At 65.9% G+C, this 18365-nt stretch carries 12 protein-coding genes; 10 read left to right on the top strand and 2 right to left on the bottom strand.

Annotated elements, in window-relative coordinates:
* Positions 1–69 precede the first annotated feature (69 nt).
* The 4 genes from AC1DX5_RS02000 to AC1DX5_RS02015 all read left to right on the top strand — a co-directional run bounded on the left by AC1DX5_RS02000 (position 70) and on the right by AC1DX5_RS02015 (position 4932).
* Positions 70–1740: an MFS transporter gene (locus AC1DX5_RS02000; protein ID WP_465171802.1), complete on the top strand. Its 1671-nt coding sequence runs from the start codon at positions 70–72 to the stop codon at positions 1738–1740.
* A 1-nt stretch (position 1741) separates the two neighbouring features.
* The gene (locus AC1DX5_RS02005; RefSeq protein ID WP_478013945.1) at positions 1742–2896 is read left to right on the top strand and encodes an HlyD family secretion protein; all 1155 of its coding nucleotides are present in this window, start codon (positions 1742–1744) and stop codon (positions 2894–2896) included.
* A complete protein-coding gene (locus tag AC1DX5_RS02010; protein ID WP_478013946.1) occupies positions 2896–4320 on the top strand; it encodes an efflux transporter outer membrane subunit in 1425 nt (474 codons plus the stop codon). The genes AC1DX5_RS02005 and AC1DX5_RS02010 overlap by 1 nt, the downstream gene beginning before the upstream one ends.
* A gap of 93 nt (positions 4321–4413) precedes the next feature.
* Entirely contained in the window at positions 4414–4932 is a 519-nt protein-coding gene (locus AC1DX5_RS02015; RefSeq protein WP_478013947.1) for a DUF6438 domain-containing protein, read from the top strand.
* Between the two features lie 421 nt (positions 4933–5353).
* Here the strand turns inward: AC1DX5_RS02015 and AC1DX5_RS02020 are convergent, their stop codons facing one another.
* The gene (locus AC1DX5_RS02020) at positions 5354–5587 is read right to left on the bottom strand and encodes an AbrB/MazE/SpoVT family DNA-binding domain-containing protein (RefSeq protein ID WP_478013948.1); all 234 of its coding nucleotides are present in this window, start codon (positions 5585–5587) and stop codon (positions 5354–5356) included.
* Between the two features lie 440 nt (positions 5588–6027).
* Between AC1DX5_RS02020 and AC1DX5_RS02025 the strand changes: the two genes are divergently transcribed.
* From AC1DX5_RS02025 to AC1DX5_RS02050, 6 genes are all read left to right on the top strand, one after another.
* Positions 6028–6288: a hypothetical protein gene (locus AC1DX5_RS02025; protein WP_478013949.1), complete on the top strand. Its 261-nt coding sequence runs from the start codon at positions 6028–6030 to the stop codon at positions 6286–6288.
* Between the two features lie 99 nt (positions 6289–6387).
* The gene (locus tag AC1DX5_RS02030; RefSeq protein WP_478013950.1) at positions 6388–8427 is read left to right on the top strand and encodes a site-specific DNA-methyltransferase; all 2040 of its coding nucleotides are present in this window, start codon (positions 6388–6390) and stop codon (positions 8425–8427) included.
* 4 nt (positions 8428–8431) lie between these two features.
* Entirely contained in the window at positions 8432–11146 is a 2715-nt protein-coding gene (locus AC1DX5_RS02035; protein WP_478013951.1) for a restriction endonuclease, read from the top strand.
* A 202-nt stretch (positions 11147–11348) separates the two neighbouring features.
* A complete protein-coding gene (locus AC1DX5_RS02040) occupies positions 11349–11804 on the top strand; it encodes a hypothetical protein (RefSeq protein ID WP_478013952.1) in 456 nt (151 codons plus the stop codon).
* A complete protein-coding gene (locus AC1DX5_RS02045) occupies positions 11797–13368 on the top strand; it encodes a terminase (protein WP_478013953.1) in 1572 nt (523 codons plus the stop codon). The genes AC1DX5_RS02040 and AC1DX5_RS02045 overlap by 8 nt, the downstream gene beginning before the upstream one ends.
* A 206-nt stretch (positions 13369–13574) precedes the next feature.
* Positions 13575–18185, top strand: coding sequence for an NAD-glutamate dehydrogenase (locus tag AC1DX5_RS02050; protein ID WP_478013954.1), 4611 nt, complete (start codon positions 13575–13577; stop codon positions 18183–18185).
* Here AC1DX5_RS02050 and AC1DX5_RS02055 read toward each other — a convergent pair.
* Positions 18182–18337 carry a hypothetical protein gene (locus tag AC1DX5_RS02055; protein WP_478013955.1) on the bottom strand — a complete coding sequence of 52 codons (156 nt, stop codon included), beginning with the start codon at positions 18335–18337 and terminating at the stop codon, positions 18182–18184. The two genes, AC1DX5_RS02050 and AC1DX5_RS02055, sit on opposite strands and share 4 nt — an antisense overlap.
* Positions 18338–18365 lie beyond the last annotated feature (28 nt).

The raw sequence follows: 18365 nt of genomic DNA on the forward strand, positions 1-18365 counted from the left end.
CGCACCCTGCCGTGCCGACGATAGTCGTGGGCATCGAGTCGGGAAAAACGGGGCAAGAAAGACAGGGACGTGGCGGAATATGTCTTCAAGCCGCACGAACGGCCGACCCTGCCGGGCTCCCCGGCCAATCCCGATCATCCCGCGCGCCGGCGTGTCCTCTATTTCCTGATCGGCTGCCTGGTCGGCCTGACCGGCGGGCTCGGCAATGCGCTGGTCACGGTCAATCTGAACTTCGCGCAAGGCACGCTGGGCCTCAACAGCGACGAGAGCGCCTGGCTGACCGGCGCCTATTTCATGACCAACATCACGGCGAACCTGTTGCTGGTGAAATACCGCCAGCAATTCGGGCTGCAGCCGTTCATCCGCTACACGCTCGGCGCCTATGCCGCGATCACGCTGCTGCACCTGTTCGTCCATGGCTTCTGGACCTCGGTCGCGGTGCGCGCGGTGAGCGGGGTCGCGGCGAGCGGCCTCTCCACGCTCACCATCCTCTATTTCTTCCAGGCGATGCCCGCGCCGAAACGGCTGGCGGCGGTGATGATCGGCATTTCCATCCCGCAGCTCGCCGCGCCGCTCGCGCGGGTCTTCTCGCCCCGGCTGCTCGAATGGGGCGACTGGCACAATCTCTACTGGTTCGAATTCGGGCTGGCGCTCGCGACCCTGTCCGCGGTGATGAGCCTGCCGCTGCCGCCGAGCGAGCGCGAGAAAGTGTTCGAGCCGCTCGACTTCCTCACCTTCGGCCTGCTCGCGCCGGGGCTGTGGCTGCTGATCGCGGTGCTGTCCGAAGGCCGCATCGAATGGTGGACGGAGCGGGCCTGGATGGGCTGGGCGCTCGCCGCCAGCATCGCGCTGATCGCGGGCGCGCTGATCGTCGAGCATCGCCGCGCCAACCCGCTGATCAACACCCGCTGGCTCGCGACGCGCGAAGTGGTGCGGCTGATGGCGGTGGCGGCGTCGGTGCGCGTGCTGCTGTCGGAACAGGCCTATGGCTCGGTCGGGCTGCTCACCGTTCTCGGCATGATCAACGACCAGATGGTGGTGCTGAACGTGATCGTCGTGCTCGCCTCGATTGCCGGGCTCGTCACCGCCGTCCTGACCTTCCGCCCCGACAATGTCGCCCGCCCGATCACCATCGCGGTCGTGCTGATCGTCATCGCGTCCTTCATGGATGCCGATGCGAACAACCTGACGCGGCCGAGCAGCTTCTACCTCAGCCAGGCGCTGATCGGCTTCGCTTCCCTGCTGTTCCTGGCGCAGGCGATGGTCATCGGCATCGCGCGCACGCTGCTGGCCGGCGGGCGCAACTTCATCAGCTTCGTCGTGCTGTTCAGCATCAGCCAGAGCATCGGCGGGCTGGTCGGCAACGCGCTGCTCGGCACGTTCCAGGTGGTGCGCGAGAAATATCATTCGCATGAACTGGTCCAGCGCATCGTGATGACCGATCCGCTGGTCGCGGCGCGGGTGCGCGCGGGCGGCGGCGCGGTGACGGGCGTGGTCGGCGACCCGGCGCTGCGCAGCGCGGAAGGCGCCGCCATCCTGGCACAGCAGGTCGCGCGGGAGGCGAACATCCTCGCCTTCAACGACGTGTTCCTGCTGGTCGGGGTGCTCGCGATCTTCGTGGCGCTATGGGGTTATGCGATCCGCTGGTCGATCCGGCGGCGGGGCGAAAAATCGCCGGTCGTGCTGCTGCAACAGGCAATGCTGAAGGCACAAGAGGCACAGGCGCAACAGGGGCAATGAGATGACCGACACGAGACAGGAAGCCGCCCCGGCGGCCGGGGCGAAAGCGCCACCACCCGAATCCGCCCCGGCCGCGGCGCTGCCCGCGGAAGCGGCGCCCAGCGCCTGGCGCCCGGCGACCAAGTCCACCCCGGTGATCGTGGTGATCGTGGTGGTGGCGATCGCCGCGATCCTGACCATCCTCTATGCCTGGCGCCTGCCGCCCTTCGCCGGCTGGAGCGAGCGGACCGACAATGCCTATGTCCGCGGCCGGGTGACGATCATCAGCCCGCAGGTCAGCGGCTATGTCACCGAGGTGCCGGTGCAGGATTTCGCCGAGGTGAAGGCGGGCCAGGTGCTCGCGACGATCGACGACCGCATCTACCGCGCGCGCGTCGCCCAGGCCGAGGCGAACGTCGCCGCGCAACAGGCCGCGCTCGCCAATTCGAGCCAGGCGCAGCGATCGCGCGAAGTCGCGATCCAGAGCCAGGACGCCGGCATCGCCAATGCCACCGCCCAGCTGGTGCGCGCCCAGGCCGATATGAAGCGCGCCCAGGCGCTGGTCGCCGACGGCTCCATCTCGACACGCGAATTCGACCAGACCCGCGCCACCCTGCTCGCCGCCGAGGCGGGGGTGCGCCAGGCCCAGGCGAGCCGGTCGATCGGCACGCAGGACGTGCGCACCGTGGTGGTCGGGCGCGGCGGGCTGGAGGCGTCGGTCGAGGCGGCCCGCGCGCAGCTCCGCCTCGCGCAGATCGATCTCGACAACACCATCATCCGCGCGCCCGAGGCAGGCCAGCTGTCCGAGATCGGCGTGCGGCGCGGCGCCTATGTGACGGCGGGCACGCAATTGCTGTTCCTCGTGCCGCACAATGTGTGGGTCGTCGCCAATTACAAGGAAGCGCAGACGCGCGACATGGCGGTCGGCCAGAGCGCGCGGTTCAAGGTCGACGCGCTGGGCAATGCGGCGCTGACCGGTCATGTCGAGAACATGGCGCCGGCCGCCGGTTCCGAATTCGCGGTGCTGAAATCGGACAATGCGACGGGCAATTTCGTGAAGGTGGCGCAGCGCATCGCGGTGCGTATCCGGATCGACCCGAACCAACCGATCGCGGCGCGGCTGCGCCCCGGCATGTCGGTGGAGCTGAGCATCGACACGCGCGGCGGCAAGCGCTGATGATCCGCCCCTCCCCCCTGGCCGCCCCCATAGCGCTGCTGCTGCTGCTCGCCTCCTGCGCCGGCCCGGCGGTGGAGACGGCGCGCGTCGCCCCGCTCGCCCCGCCGCCCGCCTGGCGCACCGATGCCGGCCCCGTCGCCCCGCTCGACCGCGCCTGGTGGCAGGCGTTCGGCGATCCCGTGCTCACCGCGCTGGTCGAGAAGGCGCTGTCCAATAATCCGGACATCGCCATCGCCGCCGGCCGCATCCGCGAGGCGCGCGCCAATCTCGCCCTTGCCCGGTCGCAGATGCTGCCGGCGATCGATGCCGGGCTCAGCGGCGGCCGCTCGCGCTCGGTCAACGCGTTCGGCCAGCCGGTCGAGCAGAATGCGGCGCAGCCCCAGCTCCAGGCGAGCTACGAGATCGACCTGTTCGGCCGCCTCGCCGACCAGCGCGCCGCCGCGCGCGATGCCTGGCTGGCGAGCGACGCGGCGCGCGACACCGTCCGGCTCTCGGTCGCGGCGGCGACGGCGAGCGGCTATGTCACCCTGCGCGGGCTCGACGCGCGGCTCGAGGTGGCCCGCTCCACCCTTGCCGCGCGCACCGAGTCGCTGCGCATCGCCCGGTCGCGCGTCGGCCGCGGCTATTCGCCCAAGCTCGAGCTGCAACAGGCCGAGGCCGAATATGAGGCGACCGCGCAGATCATCCCCCAGATCGAGCTCGGCATCGCGCGCACCGAGGACGTGCTCAGCACGCTGACCGGCGAGACCCCGCAGGCCATCGCGCGCGGCCTGGCGCTCGACGCGCTGGCCGAGCCCGCCATCCCGGCCGGCCTGCCGTCCGAACTGCTGCGCCGCCGCCCCGATGTGGCGCAGGCCGAATATCAGCTCGCCGCGACCGACAAGTCGCTCGCCGCCGCGCGCAAACGCTTCCTGCCCCAAATTCGGCTCACCGCCGCGGCGGGCGCGGCCTTTTCCACCTTGCTGCAGGACCCGATCACCATCTGGTCGCTCGGCGGCAGCGTGCTCGCGCCGATCTTCGAGGGCGGGCGCCTGACCGCCCAGGCGGAAGCGGCGGGGGCGCAGCGCGACCAGGCCGCCTTCGCCTATCGCCGCGCCGCGCTGACCGCGTTCCGCGAGGTGGAGGACGCGCTGGCCGCGGCCGCCCGGCTCGACGAACAGGCCGCCTCCGCCCGGCGCCAGCGCGACGCGCTGGCCGAGGGGCTGCGCCTCGCCACCAACCGGTACCGCGAGGGCTATTCGCCCTATCTCGAACAGCTCGATGCGCAGCGCGGGCTGCTCGGCGCGCAGCTCTCGCTGCTCCAGGTCCGCACCGACGCGCTGACCGCGCGCATCCAGCTCTACCAGGCGATGGGCGGCGGCTGGTCGATGTGCCTGCCCGATGCCGCGACCTGCGACCCGGCCAGGCTGAACCCCGCCCCCTGAGCCCCGCCCCGCTGAACCCCGCCCCCCTGACCCCCGTCGCGCGCGGTTCATCTTCGCGGCGGTATCGGGGGCCGAACCGAGATTGGAGACACCATGGTTTCGTTCCCGAAGATCGCCCTGGCCGCGGCCCTGCTGAGCCTCGGCGCCTGCGCCGCCCCCGGCACCCCGCCCGCGACGGGAACCCCGCCTGCCGCCGAGACGATCGCGGTCTCGGTCGGCCCGTGCTTCGGCTTCTGCCCGGTCTATAGCGTCGCGGTGAGCCCGGCCGGCACGGTGACCTTCACCGGCGAGCGCCACACCGCCGCGCTGGGCGTGAAGACCCGCGAGGCCGGCCCCGCCAGCTACCGCGCGCTCGCCGCCGCGCTCGCGGCCTATCGCCCCGCCACCGGCACGACCGCCGACACCCAGTGCGACACGCGGATCAGCGACCAGTCGCACACCCGCATCACCTGGACCGCGCCCGACGCCGGCGTGACGACCCTGCAGCACGACAAGGGTTGCCGCTCCGCCGCCAACGACCGGCTCAACGCGCTGCTGCAGGACCTGCCGGCGCGGCTGGGCATCGAGCCCTGGACGCGCCAGACGACGCGGCCGGGGGTGTCGCGGGGGTGACGGCGTTGCTGCGAAGATGTGGCCGTGATGCGCGGCGGGATCGGTGCGGTTTGGCGTAGAAACGGCATACACCAGCGGCGTGCGCTGCCGACGCTTGCCAACTAATCGCGGAATTATGCGACCCACTTGCGAGAGGGGCGAAATCGAGCGATTCTTGCGGCTTGCGCGCGATTTAGGCATGACCTGACAACGGCGTGCACGTGAGTGCTTCACCGGTACGGACTGGCCGCCTCCCCCTGGCGCGAATTCGACTGTCATTTTACTGGCCGAATTACGCGAGGGGTATCAGTTTTGCTTAATGCTTTACTTGCAGCGGGGATTGGCATCGCGAGCCTCCGAGCACCATTATGGGCTGCGGGATTTCAGCAGAAATGTGGGCGTCAGTGAATCGACGCGGCGATTTGGAATCAGGCGGTTTGCGTCAAAACCCGCAGATTTCCTTTCCCATCGGCTGACCGAAATCGACCTCCTCCGGGAATGTCTCCGGCGTCATCCCGGCGACGAGAGCATCCAGATTATAGGAGGGCGTTGAAGCCGGGTCGATGACGATCCGACCATCATCCTCGCGCGACACTTTCTCAATCGCTGGGGACAGATCGGTACCTGAGCCAGCCTCAGTCGCGTGTTTCAAACGCCTGCCCATGTCAAAAATCATAGCGGGAATCTTGCCGCACGTCACCGTGGGAAGGGCCGGGCAATCGGGACATCAGTGGTCACGCAATCCTGACGACTGGCTGTCACGCCGTGACGCGCGTTATGGTCCGTTACCGGGCGTCAAGGCGCTGCGTCACGCGTTACGGGCGCGCCATTTCGGCCCCAACCGATTCAACAGACTCGCGAAACGTCCCATATGCGCCGCCGCCCGGCCGGGTTGGTTCGATACTCTGGCGGCCGGGCGCAGCGCGCTACCAGAAGGGGTCCGATCACAGCGCAACCCGAGTCCGAAAGGCAGAGCGGGGATCGGCGGGGCGGGAATGCCTCGCAAGCAACTGCCGATCGCTCAGTCATTCCCGCCACGAGCGAGCAAGACTGGCCTGGGCTTGCGATGTTGGAAATTGCCCGCTGTGGTCCGGCCCTGATTCGAAGGAGGCGATCGTGCGCCAAGTCAACGAGGCCGAGTTGGTTTGGAATCTGAGGCTTGCGCTGCGGGGGCTATCCACCTCCAATCGCAACGATTTCAAATCGCCTCAATCAGAGGTACGGCGGAGGGCGGAGGAGATGATTGCCGTCAAGCTGGCGGCGCAGCTCCGACGATATGAAATATTGAGTGAGGCGCCTTTGCCCGAGGGGTCCGATCTGTTCTCTCGCGCGGCATATGGGTCGAGCTATCAGCCGATGCTCGGAGATGGTGCCTGACGGGAGACCGGATAGACGGGTTAAGGGGTAATTGCATCTGTCACCGTTATCCTCGGGACAACGGTTCTTGTCCGCCTCCGGCTGTTCCGGCACAGAGCGATGATGACCGATCAAGAGCGAATTGACCCTGCCACCCCCAACCAACGCGACGAGCTGATCGCGCGCCTGAAAGACGTTGCGCCGGAAGCGTTTACCGATGGCGCGATCAACCTAGACCGGCTGGCGGCGCTGGTCGGATTGCCCATCGAAAACGGGCCGGAACGCTACGGGCTGACATGGCCGGGAAAGCGCGCCGCCATCGCCATGCTGCAAGCGCCGTCCGCCGCTACCCTGGTCCCGGATCGCGCGGAGAGCGTCAATTTCGACGATGCCGCCCATGTGTTTATCGAGGGCGAGAATCTGGAGGTGCTCAAGCTCCTCTATAAATCCTATTTCGGCCGGGTGAAGCTGATCTACATCGATCCGCCCTACAACACCGGCAATGATTTCATCTACCATGACGACTTCGCCGATCCGCTGAGCGCCTATCTGCGCCAGACTGGGCAGATGAATGAAAACGGCAACATGACGACCAGCGCGCCGGAGAAGGCCGGACGCTTTCATTCCAACTGGCTGTCGATGATGTTTCCGCGCCTGTCGATGGCGCGGCAATTGCTGAAAGAGGATGGCGTCATCCTCATCAGCATCAACGATGCCGAAGCCGCCAATCTTCGCCTGCTCTGCGATGACGTGTTCGGCGCGGAAAACTTCATCGCGCAGATGGTATGGGAAAAGGGCCGCAAGAACGACGCCAAGCTGCTGTCGGTCGGCCATGAATATGTACTCGTCTATGCCCGGTCCCTTCTCGCATTGAAGGAAGCCAAAGCCGTTTGGCGTGAGGAGAAACCGGGCGCGCGGGAAATTTGGGACGAGTATGTCCGCCTACGTGCCGCGCATGGCGACGGCGAACGCGCGGACAAGGTGATCGAGCAGGAATTGACCGCCTGGTTCAGCGAGTTGCCGAAATCGCATCCGTCGAAGAAATGGAGCCGCTACAAACGGGTTGATGCGAATGGGCCCTGGCGGGATCGTGATATTTCATGGCCGGGCGGGGGCGGCCCTGAATACGACGTCCTGCATCCTAAGACGGGCTTGCCCTGTGCTGTCCCAGAAGCAGGCTGGCGATTTTCTGATCCTGCGACGATGCAAGAACGGGTCAGGTTAGGTCTTGTAGTGTTTCGAGAAGACCATAGCGAGCCTCCATTCCAGAAGTATCATATCAAGCCGGTCTCATATGAGCTGCTAGACGATGCGGATGCGGAAATTGATGATGATGCCGATAATGGAAGCAATGAGGTCGAAGAGCTGGCTACGCAGGTTCGCGGCACCGTATTCTACAAGCAATCGCAGGTATCAGTGAAATATCTTCGAACCTTGATGGGTGCCAAGGTGTTTGACAATCCTAAGGATCATGACGAGCTGGCCAAACTGTTTCGCTACATGGCATCGAACGACGACCAGCCGATCATCGTAGATTTCTTTGCGGGGTCGGGCTCCAGCGGCGAGGCGGTTATCCGCCTTGCCGCCAACGGCATGGTCGGGGCACGCTATATTGGCGTGCAATTGCCAGAAGCCGTGAACCCCAAAGAGCGGACGGGCAAAGCCGCGCTCGCCAGAGATTGGAAAACGATCACACAAGTGACCCGCGAACGGCTGCGCCGTGTGCTGGCTCTCCCGGACGTTGCGCCCAGCAATCAGGGCATCCGTGCGTTCCGGCTGGCCGCATCCAACACTCGCCGATGGACCGGCGTGGAGGACAAGACACCGGAGAGTTACATCAAGGAGATGGAAGCCTTCGCGGATACCCTCGTCCATGGCTGGCAGGTCGAAGATGTCATCTGGGAAGTCGCATTGCGGGAAGGCTATCCACTGACGGCCGCAATCAACCCGATCGGCGAAACAATCCCACCCAAATTCTGGCGCGTGAGCGACGAGGACGGTGAGCGCGCGTTCACGATTTGCCTTGTCGATCATATCGACCTTGATGCGGTGAAGCCACTTGGTTTGACCAAGAATGATCTATTCGTATGCCGTGATACGGCTCTCAACGACACCATAGCGGCGAACTTAGCCCTCCAGTGCAACTTGAAGGTGCTCTAACGCGATGGAATTTCGTTTCGACGCCACGCAGAAATTCCAGTTGGACGCCATCGCCTCAGTCATGGGGCTGCTCGAGGGTCAGGGCCATATAGGCGCAAATCTGATCCCGGCCGCCGGTTCAACCGTGGTGCCGAACCGGCTCGATCTGGACGACGCCCAACTGCTCGACAATCTTCGCCGGGTGCAGGGGGATGGCAGTCTCCCGCTCGATGATGCGCTTGCCAACATTGAACAGGCGGTGGAGCTGTATGAAGGTGCTGGCGAGGTTCGCTTTCCCAACTTCTCGGTCGAAATGGAGACCGGAACTGGCAAAACCTATGTTTATCTGCGCACTCTCCTGACGTTGGCCAGCCGCTTTGGACTGACCAAATTCATCATCGTCGTGCCTTCAGTCGCAGTGCGGGAAGGCGTGCTGAAAACGATAGAGCAGACTCGCAAGCATTTCGTGGCAATCCCAGGCCTGCCGCCGTTCCGCCCTTCCGTCTATGCCGGGCAACCCGGTCAGGTTCGCGCATTCGCGGCATCGAACGCGGTGGAGGTGATGGTGATGACCATTCAGTCTTTCCGCAATGAGACGAACGTCATTCGCAAATCGAACGAAGGGAACGCGCCGCCCATCCATCTGCTGCAAGCGGTGCGGCCCGTGCTCATTCTGGACGAGCCGCAGAATATGGAAAGCGAGGGCGGTGTTGCGGCACTGGCAGCGCTCAATCCGCTGTTCGCGCTGCGCTACAGCGCCACGCATCGCAATGCCTACAATCTGGTCTATCGCCTCACCCCCTACGATGCCTATCGGCAAGGGCTGGTGAAGCGGCTTGAGATCGGCGCGGCTGTCGAGGAGGAGACCGCCAACCTTCCGTTCATCCGGCTCGACAAGACGGAAGCGGCAAAAAAAACGCTGACCGCGACAGTCACCGTCGATGTGCAATCGACCTCCAACGGCAAGGTGACGCGCAAGGCAATCAAACTGAGGCCCGGTGACGAGCTGGCGGCCAAGACCAAGCGTGCGGACTATGAGGGATTTCAGGTCGCCGAGATCAACTTCGACTATGTGCGGTTTACAAACAATGTCGAGATTGCGGTGGGCGGCGAAACCGGCAGCCAACGCGAAGCGGTGATCGAAGCGCAAATTCGCTTCACGGTGGAACAGCATTTCCGCAAGCAAAAGCGGATCCGCGATTGGGGCTTCAACGTGAAGGTTCTATCGCTTTTTTTCGTCGATTCCGTCGAGAGCTTCCGCTCCGATGAAGGGTTGGTCCGCACCCTGTTCATCAAAGCGTTTGAGGAGGCCAAGCAGGCTTATCCCGAATGGCGGGATCGCAAGGCGCTCGATGTGCAGGCGTCCTACTTCGCGTCGAAGGTGAACAAGAAGGGTGAGACGACCATCTTCGACAAGCCCACCGCCACCACGAAGGACGAGCGGGAGGCACAGGCGCGGGAATTCGATTTGATTATGAAGGCTAAGGAACGGCTGCTGTCGTTTGACGAGCCGGTTGCCTTCATCTTCTCCCATTCGGCACTCAAGGAAGGATGGGACAATCCGAACGTCTTTCAGATTTGCACGCTGCGCGAAGTTGGCAGCGAAACGGAGCGGCGGCAGCAAGTTGGTCGCGGGGTGCGGTTGCCCGTCGATGCAACAACTGGCGAGCGTGTCACCGATGAGCGGGTCAACGTGCTGACCGTTGCCGCCAGCGAAAGTTACGAACGCTTCGTGACCGGCCTGCAAGGTGAGATCGAAAAGGAATATGGCAAGGACGGCGTGCCACCTAAGCCCGGCGATGTGCGCAAGCGGGTCACACTTGCACTGCGGAAAGGGCATCTGCTGAAACCTGAATTTCAGGCTCTATGGGAAAAGATTAAGCACCGCACGCGCTATGCCGTCTCAATCGACAGTCCCAAGCTGATCGCCGATGTCGTGGCAGACATGGCCGATGTCGAGGTGCGTCGCCCACGCGTGATCGTTCAGGTTGCCCGGGTCCGAGCGGAAGCCGACGAGGACACTTTTGAAGCGGTGCGGACTGCCGATGCGAGCGTTGCTATCGACCTTGAAGGTCGCTTCCCCTTGCCGAACATCGTGGCGCTTGTCGAAAGCCTCATGGAGGCGACGACCCCGCCTATGCGGATCGGCCGTGGCACCGTATTGGCGATCCTCAAGCAAACCGCTAACCCACAAAGGGCTTTGGACAACCCACAGGAATTTGCGGGGGCTTTGGTAGATGCAATCAAATCGCGGCTAGCCGATCAACTTGTGGACGGCATTCAATATGAACGCGATGGTTCGTGGTATGAGCAGCGTCAGTTTGATGAATTCGTCGACGCCTTTGAATCCAATGTCGTGATGAGCGAATTCAATGGAGTGTCCGGCGGCACTCATATCTATGATGGGGTGGTCGTCGATTCAGAGACCATTGAGCGCTCCTTTGCCGAGGCGTTGGAAAATGACGCACGTGTAAAACTGTATTCAAAGCTACCGGCGTGGTTCCAAGTGCCGACACCGATTGGAAACTACAACCCGGACTGGGCCATCGTGATGGGTGACGATGACGGGGCCGATCATCTATACCTTGTCCGCGAAACCAAGGGGACAATCCACCTGACCGACTTGCGCCCCGATGAGCGTCGTAAGATTTTGTGCGGGCGTAAGCACTTTCGGAATGCTCTCTCGGTCGATTATCGGGTGATCAACAGCCCGGCGCAACTTCCATCCGGTGGCATTTAGCGATTGTGGTCAGAAACTCGTTTTTCTTGAACAATCACTATACCCCGGAACAAGTCCGGGGTGACGGTAAGATTCTGATCTTAAACGACCTTACTTAACTTCGCGCCCATGGGCAGAGGCTGGGGACGCGCCAAAGCAGCGACATCCGGGCGTTGGGTGACGTCGATTCAAACTTCCCCCCGCATCCCCCACAAAGCGCCCCATGCCAAGAGGACGCCCCACCACCTATCGCCCCGCCTATGCCGATATCGCGCGCAAGGCCTATGCCAATGGATCGGTCGCCGAGGAGGTGGCCGATTTGCTGGAGATCGACATCTCCACCTTCTATCGATGGCGCAGCATGCACACGGACTTCGCCGAGGCGTGCACCACCGGCAAGAGCCTGGCCGACGAGCATGTGGTGAATTCGCTCCACCAGCGGGCGTGCGGCTATGATTATACCGCCGAGCGCGCCTTCATGTTCGCGAGCTGGAGCGAGCCGAAAGTCGCGCGGTTCCGGCGGCGCGTGCTCGCCGATCCGCAGGCGGCGCTGCAATGGCTGCGCCGCCGCCGGCCCGAGGAGTGGCGCATTCCGATCGAGGAGCGCGACGCGGACGAGCTGGGCGACATCATCCTGCAGGCCTTTGCCCGCGTGGGAAAGACACCCGATTATGACTGACCCCAAGCCCATGTCGCGCCGCGCGCTCGTCAACGAGATGAAGAAGCTGGCGCATGACCCCGTCCGGTACGCCGAGTTCGCCTTTCGTTGGGGCGAAGGCCCGCTGGCCGGCGTTGCCGGCCCGCGCGCATGGCAGCGCGAGGTGATGGAGACGATCGGCGCGCATCTGTCCGATCCCGCCACGCGGCACATGCCGTGCCGCATCGCCCGCGCGTCGGGCCACGGCATCGGCAAATCGGCGCTGATCGCGATGCTGATCAAATGGGGGCTCGACACCGGCATCGACACGCGCATCGTCGCGACCGCCAATACCGAGGTGCAGCTGCTGACCAAGACCGCGCCGGAGATCGTGAAATGGCATAACCTGTCGATCACGAAGGACTGGTTCAGCGCGACCGCGACATCGCTCGTCTCCACCGTGGCGGGGCATGACCGGAGCTGGCGGTCCGATCTCGTCACCTGGAGCGTCGCCAATACCGAGGCGTTCGCCGGCCTGCACAACCAGGGCAAGCGCATCATCCTGATCTTCGACGAGGCATCGGGCATCGCGCCGAAAGTGTGGGAGGTGGCGCTGGGCGCGCTGACCGACGAGGGGACCGAGATCCTGTTCCTCGCCTTCGGCAACCCGACGCACAATACGGGCCCTTTTCGCGACTGTTTCGGGCGGCACCGGCATTTGTGGAACGGGCGGCAGATCGACAGTCGCACGGTGGAGGGGGTCAACCGCGCCTATCTCGACGAGCTGGTCGCGACGTACGGCGAGGACAGCGACGTGGTGCGGGTGCGCGTGCGCGGGCAATTCCCCTCCAACTCCTCGATGCAGTTCATCGGGCATGATCTGGTCGCCGCGGCACGGACGCGCGAGCTGTTCGGCGGGGTGACCTGGGATCCGGTGATCTTCGGGCTGGATTGCGCGCGCTTCGGCGACGATCATTCGACGCTCGCCATCCGCTGCGGGCGGGATGCGCGGACGCGGCCGTGGAAACGCTGGCAGGGGGTGGACGCGATGACCATGGCGGGCGACGTCGCGCTGCAGGTGCAGGGCTTCCACCCCGATGCGATCTTCGTCGATGCCGGCAATATCGGCGGCGCGGTGGTCGACCGGCTGCGCCAGCTCGGCGTGCCCAACGTGCATGAGGTGTGGTTCGGCGGCAAGGGCCGCGAGGCGATCTGGGCCGGCGAGATGCGGGTGCAATGCGCCAACAAGCGTTCCGAGATGTGGACCAACATGCGCGGCTGGCTGTCGGGCGGGGCGATCCCCGACGAGGAGGCGCTGGCGGCGGACCTGACCGGCGTCGAATATGGCTATGCCGCAGACCAGGTGTCGATCCTGCTGGAGAAGAAGGAACATATGAAGGCGCGCGGGCTCGGCTCCCCCGACGATGCCGACGCGCTGGCGCTGACCTTCGCCGAACCGGTGCTGCACCGCGACCCGAGCTGGCTCGACCCGTCGCGCTATGGCGTGACGGAGCGGCGGCGGAGCCGGGACGAGGAGGAGAATCTCTACCGCGACCTGGACGACGGCTACGATCTCTACCGCGAGCTGCGGGAGGACTATTACTAACTCCTCCCCGACACGGGGAGGGGGACCATTCGCTTCTTCAGCGAATGGTGGAGGGGGCTCTCCACAGCCGTACCGTTTGCGGAAGCCCCCCTCCACCGCGCAAGCGCGGTCCCCCTCCCCGTTCCGGGGAGGATACCCTCCCCCCGAATCCATTGTGCAGCGCCACAAGGGTTGAGGTAATTTTCTTGCGGGAGCATAGGGCGGCGATGGCCAAGACCACGCTGAAATCGCTGTCGGACGCGCTTGCCGCCCGGCTGACCAAGGGCGCACTTCCGGGGGAATTGCAGGGGTTCGGCAAGGCCGAGCGGGCCGATGCCGCCGCCTTCGTCGCCGCCACCGCCGAGACGCGGCCGCCGGGCAGGCCGGTGCTCGCGCTGGAGCCGATCGCCGGGTCCGAGCCGCGCCGCACGATGCGACTCGCCATCGTCAATGACGACATGCCCTTCCTGGTCGATTCGATCGCGGCGACGATCGGCGCGCAGAACATCGTGATCGATCGCATCATCCACCCGGTGCTGAGCGTCACGCGCGATGCGGCGGGCGCGCTGACCAGCGTCGGCGGGGCGAGCGGCGAAGGCGGCAAGCCCGAATCGATGATCTATATCGAGATGGAGCGCGCCGATTCGCGCGAGCGGCGCGACCTGCTCGCCGCGCTCGAGCGCAACCTGGCCGATGTCCGTTCCGCGGTGGACGACTGGGCGCCGATGCAGGCGCGCATGGCCTCCGACGCGGAGGCGCTGGGGACGAGCGAGGGCGGCGAATTGCTGCTGTGGTTCCTCGACCGCAACTTCACCCTGCTCGGCCATGAACTGTGGCAGGGCAAGAGCGACAAGCCGCTCGGCATCGCGCGCCACCCGCACAGCGTGCCGATCCTCGCCGAGGCGTCGCGCGCGCTCGCCATGGCCTGGTTCGAAAAGGGCGGGGAAGCGCCGCTGCTGCTCAAGTCGAACCAGATCTCGGGCGTGCACCGCCATGTCCCGCTCGACCTGGTGCTGGTGCCGATCCGCGAGGGGCGCAAGGTCACCGGTCTCTCGATCCATGCCGGGCTGTGGACCAGTTCGGCGCTCAACGCGCCGCCGCAGGACGTGCCGGTGCTGCGCGCGCGGCTCGCCGCGCTGGAGGCGAAGTTCGGCTTCGATCCCAAGGGGCATACCGGCAAGGCGCTCACCCATGCGCTCGCCTCGCTGCCGCACGACCTGATCACCGCGTTCGACGTCGCCTCGCTGGAGGATGTCGCGCTGACCGCGATGTCGCTGGCGGACCGGCCGCGCCCGGCGCTGGTGCTGGTGCGCTCGATCCTGGGGCGGCATCTGTTCGCGTTCGTGTGGCTGCCGCGCGACGACCTGACCACCGCGCGGCGCGTCGCGATCGGCGACATGCTGGCCGAGGCGGCGCATGGCGGGCTGCTCAACTGGGGCATCGCGATGGAGGGCAGCGTGGTCGCGCAGATCCGCTACACCATCGATCTGCGCGGCGAGGGCGTGATGCCCGATACGGCGGCGCTCGACGCGCGGATCGCGCGCATGGTGCGCGGCTGGGTCCCGGCGGTCGAGGCGGCGCTGGCCGAGGCGGTCGAGCCGGCACGCGCCACGCGCCTCGCGCTGCGCCATGCCGCGACCTTCCCGCAAGGCTATCGCGCGGCGGGCAGCGCCGAGGAAGCGGCGCGCGACATCCTGCGCCTGTGCCGGCTCGATACGCCCGGCGACCGCTCGGTGCGGCTGTTCCGCGACGCGAAGGGCGCGACGCGGCTCAAGATCTACCGCGTCGGCGGCGCGCTGCCGCTGTCGGACGCGGTGCCGGTGCTGGAGAATTTCGGCTTCCGCGTGATCGAGGAAGTGCCGACTGCGCTGAACGACGACGCGCAGGGCTTCGTGCACGAGTTCCTGGTCGAGAGCGCCAACCCGGCGCGCGGCGAACCGGCGGTGCTGGAAGGCGCGATCGCCGCGGTGCTGGAGGCCGGGGCGGAGAATGACGCGTTCAACCGGCTGATCGTCGATGCGGGCATGGCGCCCGCCTCGGTGGTGCTGTTCCGCGCCTGGTTCCGCTATCTGCGCCAGGCCGGGCTGCCCTATTCGCTGGCGACGGTGGTCGATGCGCTGCGCCGTGCGCCGAAAGTGGCCGCCGCGCTGATCGAGCGCTTCGGCGCGGCGCATGATCCGGCGCGAAAGGCAAAGATCGAGGCGATCCTGGCCGCCGACGCCGCGATCGATGCGGGGCTCGACGCCGTCTCGGCGATCGACGACGACCGCATCCTGCGCGCGCTGCGCAATGTGATCGCGGCGACCTTGCGCACCAACGCCTTCGCCCCCGCGGGCCAGACGGCGTTGGCGTTCAAACTCGACAGCCACCTCATCCCCGGCCTGCCCGCGCCCGTGCCGTGGCGCGAGATCTGGGTGTACAGCCCTCGTGTGGAAGGCATCCATCTGCGCGCCGGGCCGGTGGCGCGCGGCGGGCTGCGCTGGTCGGACCGGCGCGATGACTTCCGCACCGAGATCCTCGGCCTGATGAAGGCGCAGCGCGTGAAGAACGCCGTGATCGTGCCGACCGGCGCCAAGGGCGGCTTCTATCCCAAGCAATTGCCCCCCGTCGCCAACCGCGACGCGTGGCTGGCCGAGGGGACCGAGAGTTACCGGGTGTTCATCCGCTCGCTCTTGTCGATCACCGACAATATCGTCGAGGGCAAGGTCGTCCATCCCGCGCATGTCATCGTGCATGACGGAGAGGACCCCTATTTCGTCGTCGCCGCCGACAAGGGCACCGCGACCTTCTCCGACGTGGCCAATGCGATCGCGCTCGACCATGGCTATTGGCTGGGCGATGCCTTCGCGAGCGGCGGCTCGGTCGGGTACGACCACAAGGCGATGGGCATCACCGCCAAGGGCGCCTGGATCTCGGTCCAGCGCCACTTCGCGGAGCGCGGCGTCGATGTGCAGAGCGAGTCGATCCGCGTGGTCGGCTGTGGCGACATGTCGGGCGACGTGTTCGGCAACGGCATGCTGCTCTCGAAGACGCTGAAGATCGTCGCGGCGTTCGACCACCGCCACATCTTCCTCGATCCCGATCCCGATCCCGCCGCGAGTTGGGAGGAGCGCAACCGCATGTTCGCGCTGCCCCGCTCGAGTTGGGCTGACTACAACCCCTCGCTGATCTCCAAGGGCGGCGGCGTGTTCCCGCGCACCGACAAGACGATCAAATTGTCGAAACAGGTGCGCGCCGCGCTCGGGCTCGACGCGAGCGAGATGGAGCCGGGCGCGCTGATCTCGGCGATCCTGAAGGCGCCCGTCGACCTGATCTGGTTCGGCGGCATCGGCACCTATGTGAAGGCGGCATATGAGAACAACATCCAGGTCGGCGATCCGGCCAATGACCGGCTGCGCGTCAATGCCGAGGAGATCCGCGCCACCGCGATCGGCGAGGGCGCCAATCTGGGCGTCACCCAGGCGGGGCGCATCGCGTTCGCGGCGCATGGCGGGCGGATCAACACCGACTTCATCGACAATTCGGCCGGCGTCGATTGCTCGGACAACGAGGTCAACATCAAGATCGCGCTCAACCGCGAGATGATCGAGGGCCGGCTGGCGTATGAGAAGCGCAATAGCTTCCTCGCCGCGATGACCGACGATGTCGCGTTTATCGTGCTGGAGGATAACCGGCTGCAGACGCTCGCCTTGTCGATCGCGGAGAATGACGGCGCGCAGGCCGTGCCGAGTTATGTCCGGCTGATCGAGATCTTCGAGGCATCGGGCAAACTCGACCGCGCGGTCGAGGGGCTTGCCTCGAACGACGATCTGCTGCGCCGCTCTCAGGAAGGGCATGGCCTCACCCGCCCCGAACTGGCGGTGCTGCTCGCCACCGCCAAACTGGCGCTGCAGGAAGCGATCGAACTCGCCGATCTCGGCCTCGACGCCGAACTGGCGCCCGATCTCCATGCCGCCTTCCCGCCCGCGATGCGAAGGAAGTTCGGCAAGGCGATCGACGAGCATCGCCTGCGCGGCGAGATCGTCGCGACCAAGCTGGCCAACCGCATCGTCAACCGGCTCGGCGTGCTCCACCCGTTCGAGCTGGCCGAGGAGGAAGGCGCCGCGATGAGCGACATCGCGGCGATGTTCGTCGTGGCCGAGCGGCTGTTCGGCCTGCCCGCGCTCTGGGCCGAGATCGAGACCGCGGTGATGCCCGAGGGCGCGCGCATCGCGCTGTTCGAGGAAGTGGCGGTGGCCACCCGCTCGCAGATCGCCGACCTGCTGCGCGTCGTGCGATCCGGCACTGGACCGGGCCCGGCGCTGGCGCGGCTGGCGAAGGGCACCGCGCAGCTCGACCGGCAAACCAAGGCCCTGCTGCTCGAGGAAGCGAGCGCGCAGAGCGCGCGCATCGCCGCCACGCTGGAGGCGGCCGGCGCGCCGAAGAAGCTGGTGCAGAAAGTGGTGCGGCTGTTCGAGCTGGACGGCGCGGTCGGCCTCGCCGATCTCGGCGAGCGGCTCGGGCTCGACGAAGCGGTGCTGACGCGCGCCTTCACCCGGCTCGGCCAGGCATTGGGGCTCGACTGGGCGCAGGCTAATGCCGCGCGCATCGCGTCGAGCGATCCGTGGGAGCGGCTGCTCATCGCGGGCCTCGCGCGCGATTTCCAGCAGTTGCGGCTCGAATTCCTCGGCCGCGGCGGCGGCGATCCGCAGGCGCTGGTCGAGACATGGCTCGCTGCCAATGCCGGCCGCGTCGCGCAGTTCAAGTCGGTTGTGGATCGTGCCCGGCATGCGCCGGCACCGAACGCCGCGATGCTGGCGCAGATCGCCGGCCAGGCGCGGGTACTGCTGGGGCGTTAGAGCAGGCCCAGCAACGGCCAGAGGATGATGGCCCAGATCGTCAGGCTGATCGGCACGGCATATAACAGGCCGCGCATGGGGTCGCCGTGATCTTCGTCATCGCGGGCACCCACGCGCGCGCGGTCGAACAGGTCGTGCCGTGTCTGAAACATCTCGCTCTCCTGAGCCGAGATGTACCGC

This window comes from Sphingomonas sp. P2_B6 (assembly GCF_056404755.1).

Bases quoted from the DNA above. Each gene is read 5' to 3' on its own strand.
- AC1DX5_RS02050 (WP_478013954.1), top strand. From the start codon at position 13,575: ATGGCCAAGACCACGCTGAAATCGCTGTCGGACGCGCTTGCCGCCCGG.
- AC1DX5_RS02035 (WP_478013951.1), top strand. From the start codon at position 8,432: ATGGAATTTCGTTTCGACGCCACGCAGAAATTCCAGTTGGACGCCATC.
- AC1DX5_RS02020 (WP_478013948.1), bottom strand. From the start codon at position 5,587: ATGATTTTTGACATGGGCAGGCGTTTGAAACACGCGACTGAGGCTGGC.
- AC1DX5_RS02055 (WP_478013955.1), bottom strand. From the start codon at position 18,337: ATGTTTCAGACACGGCACGACCTGTTCGACCGCGCGCGCGTGGGTGCC.
- AC1DX5_RS02030 (WP_478013950.1), top strand. From the start codon at position 6,388: ATGATGACCGATCAAGAGCGAATTGACCCTGCCACCCCCAACCAACGC.
- AC1DX5_RS02005 (WP_478013945.1), top strand. From the start codon at position 1,742: ATGACCGACACGAGACAGGAAGCCGCCCCGGCGGCCGGGGCGAAAGCG.
- AC1DX5_RS02045 (WP_478013953.1), top strand. From the start codon at position 11,797: ATGACTGACCCCAAGCCCATGTCGCGCCGCGCGCTCGTCAACGAGATG.
- AC1DX5_RS02040 (WP_478013952.1), top strand. From the start codon at position 11,349: ATGCCAAGAGGACGCCCCACCACCTATCGCCCCGCCTATGCCGATATC.
- AC1DX5_RS02010 (WP_478013946.1), top strand. From the start codon at position 2,896: ATGATCCGCCCCTCCCCCCTGGCCGCCCCCATAGCGCTGCTGCTGCTG.
- AC1DX5_RS02015 (WP_478013947.1), top strand. From the start codon at position 4,414: ATGGTTTCGTTCCCGAAGATCGCCCTGGCCGCGGCCCTGCTGAGCCTC.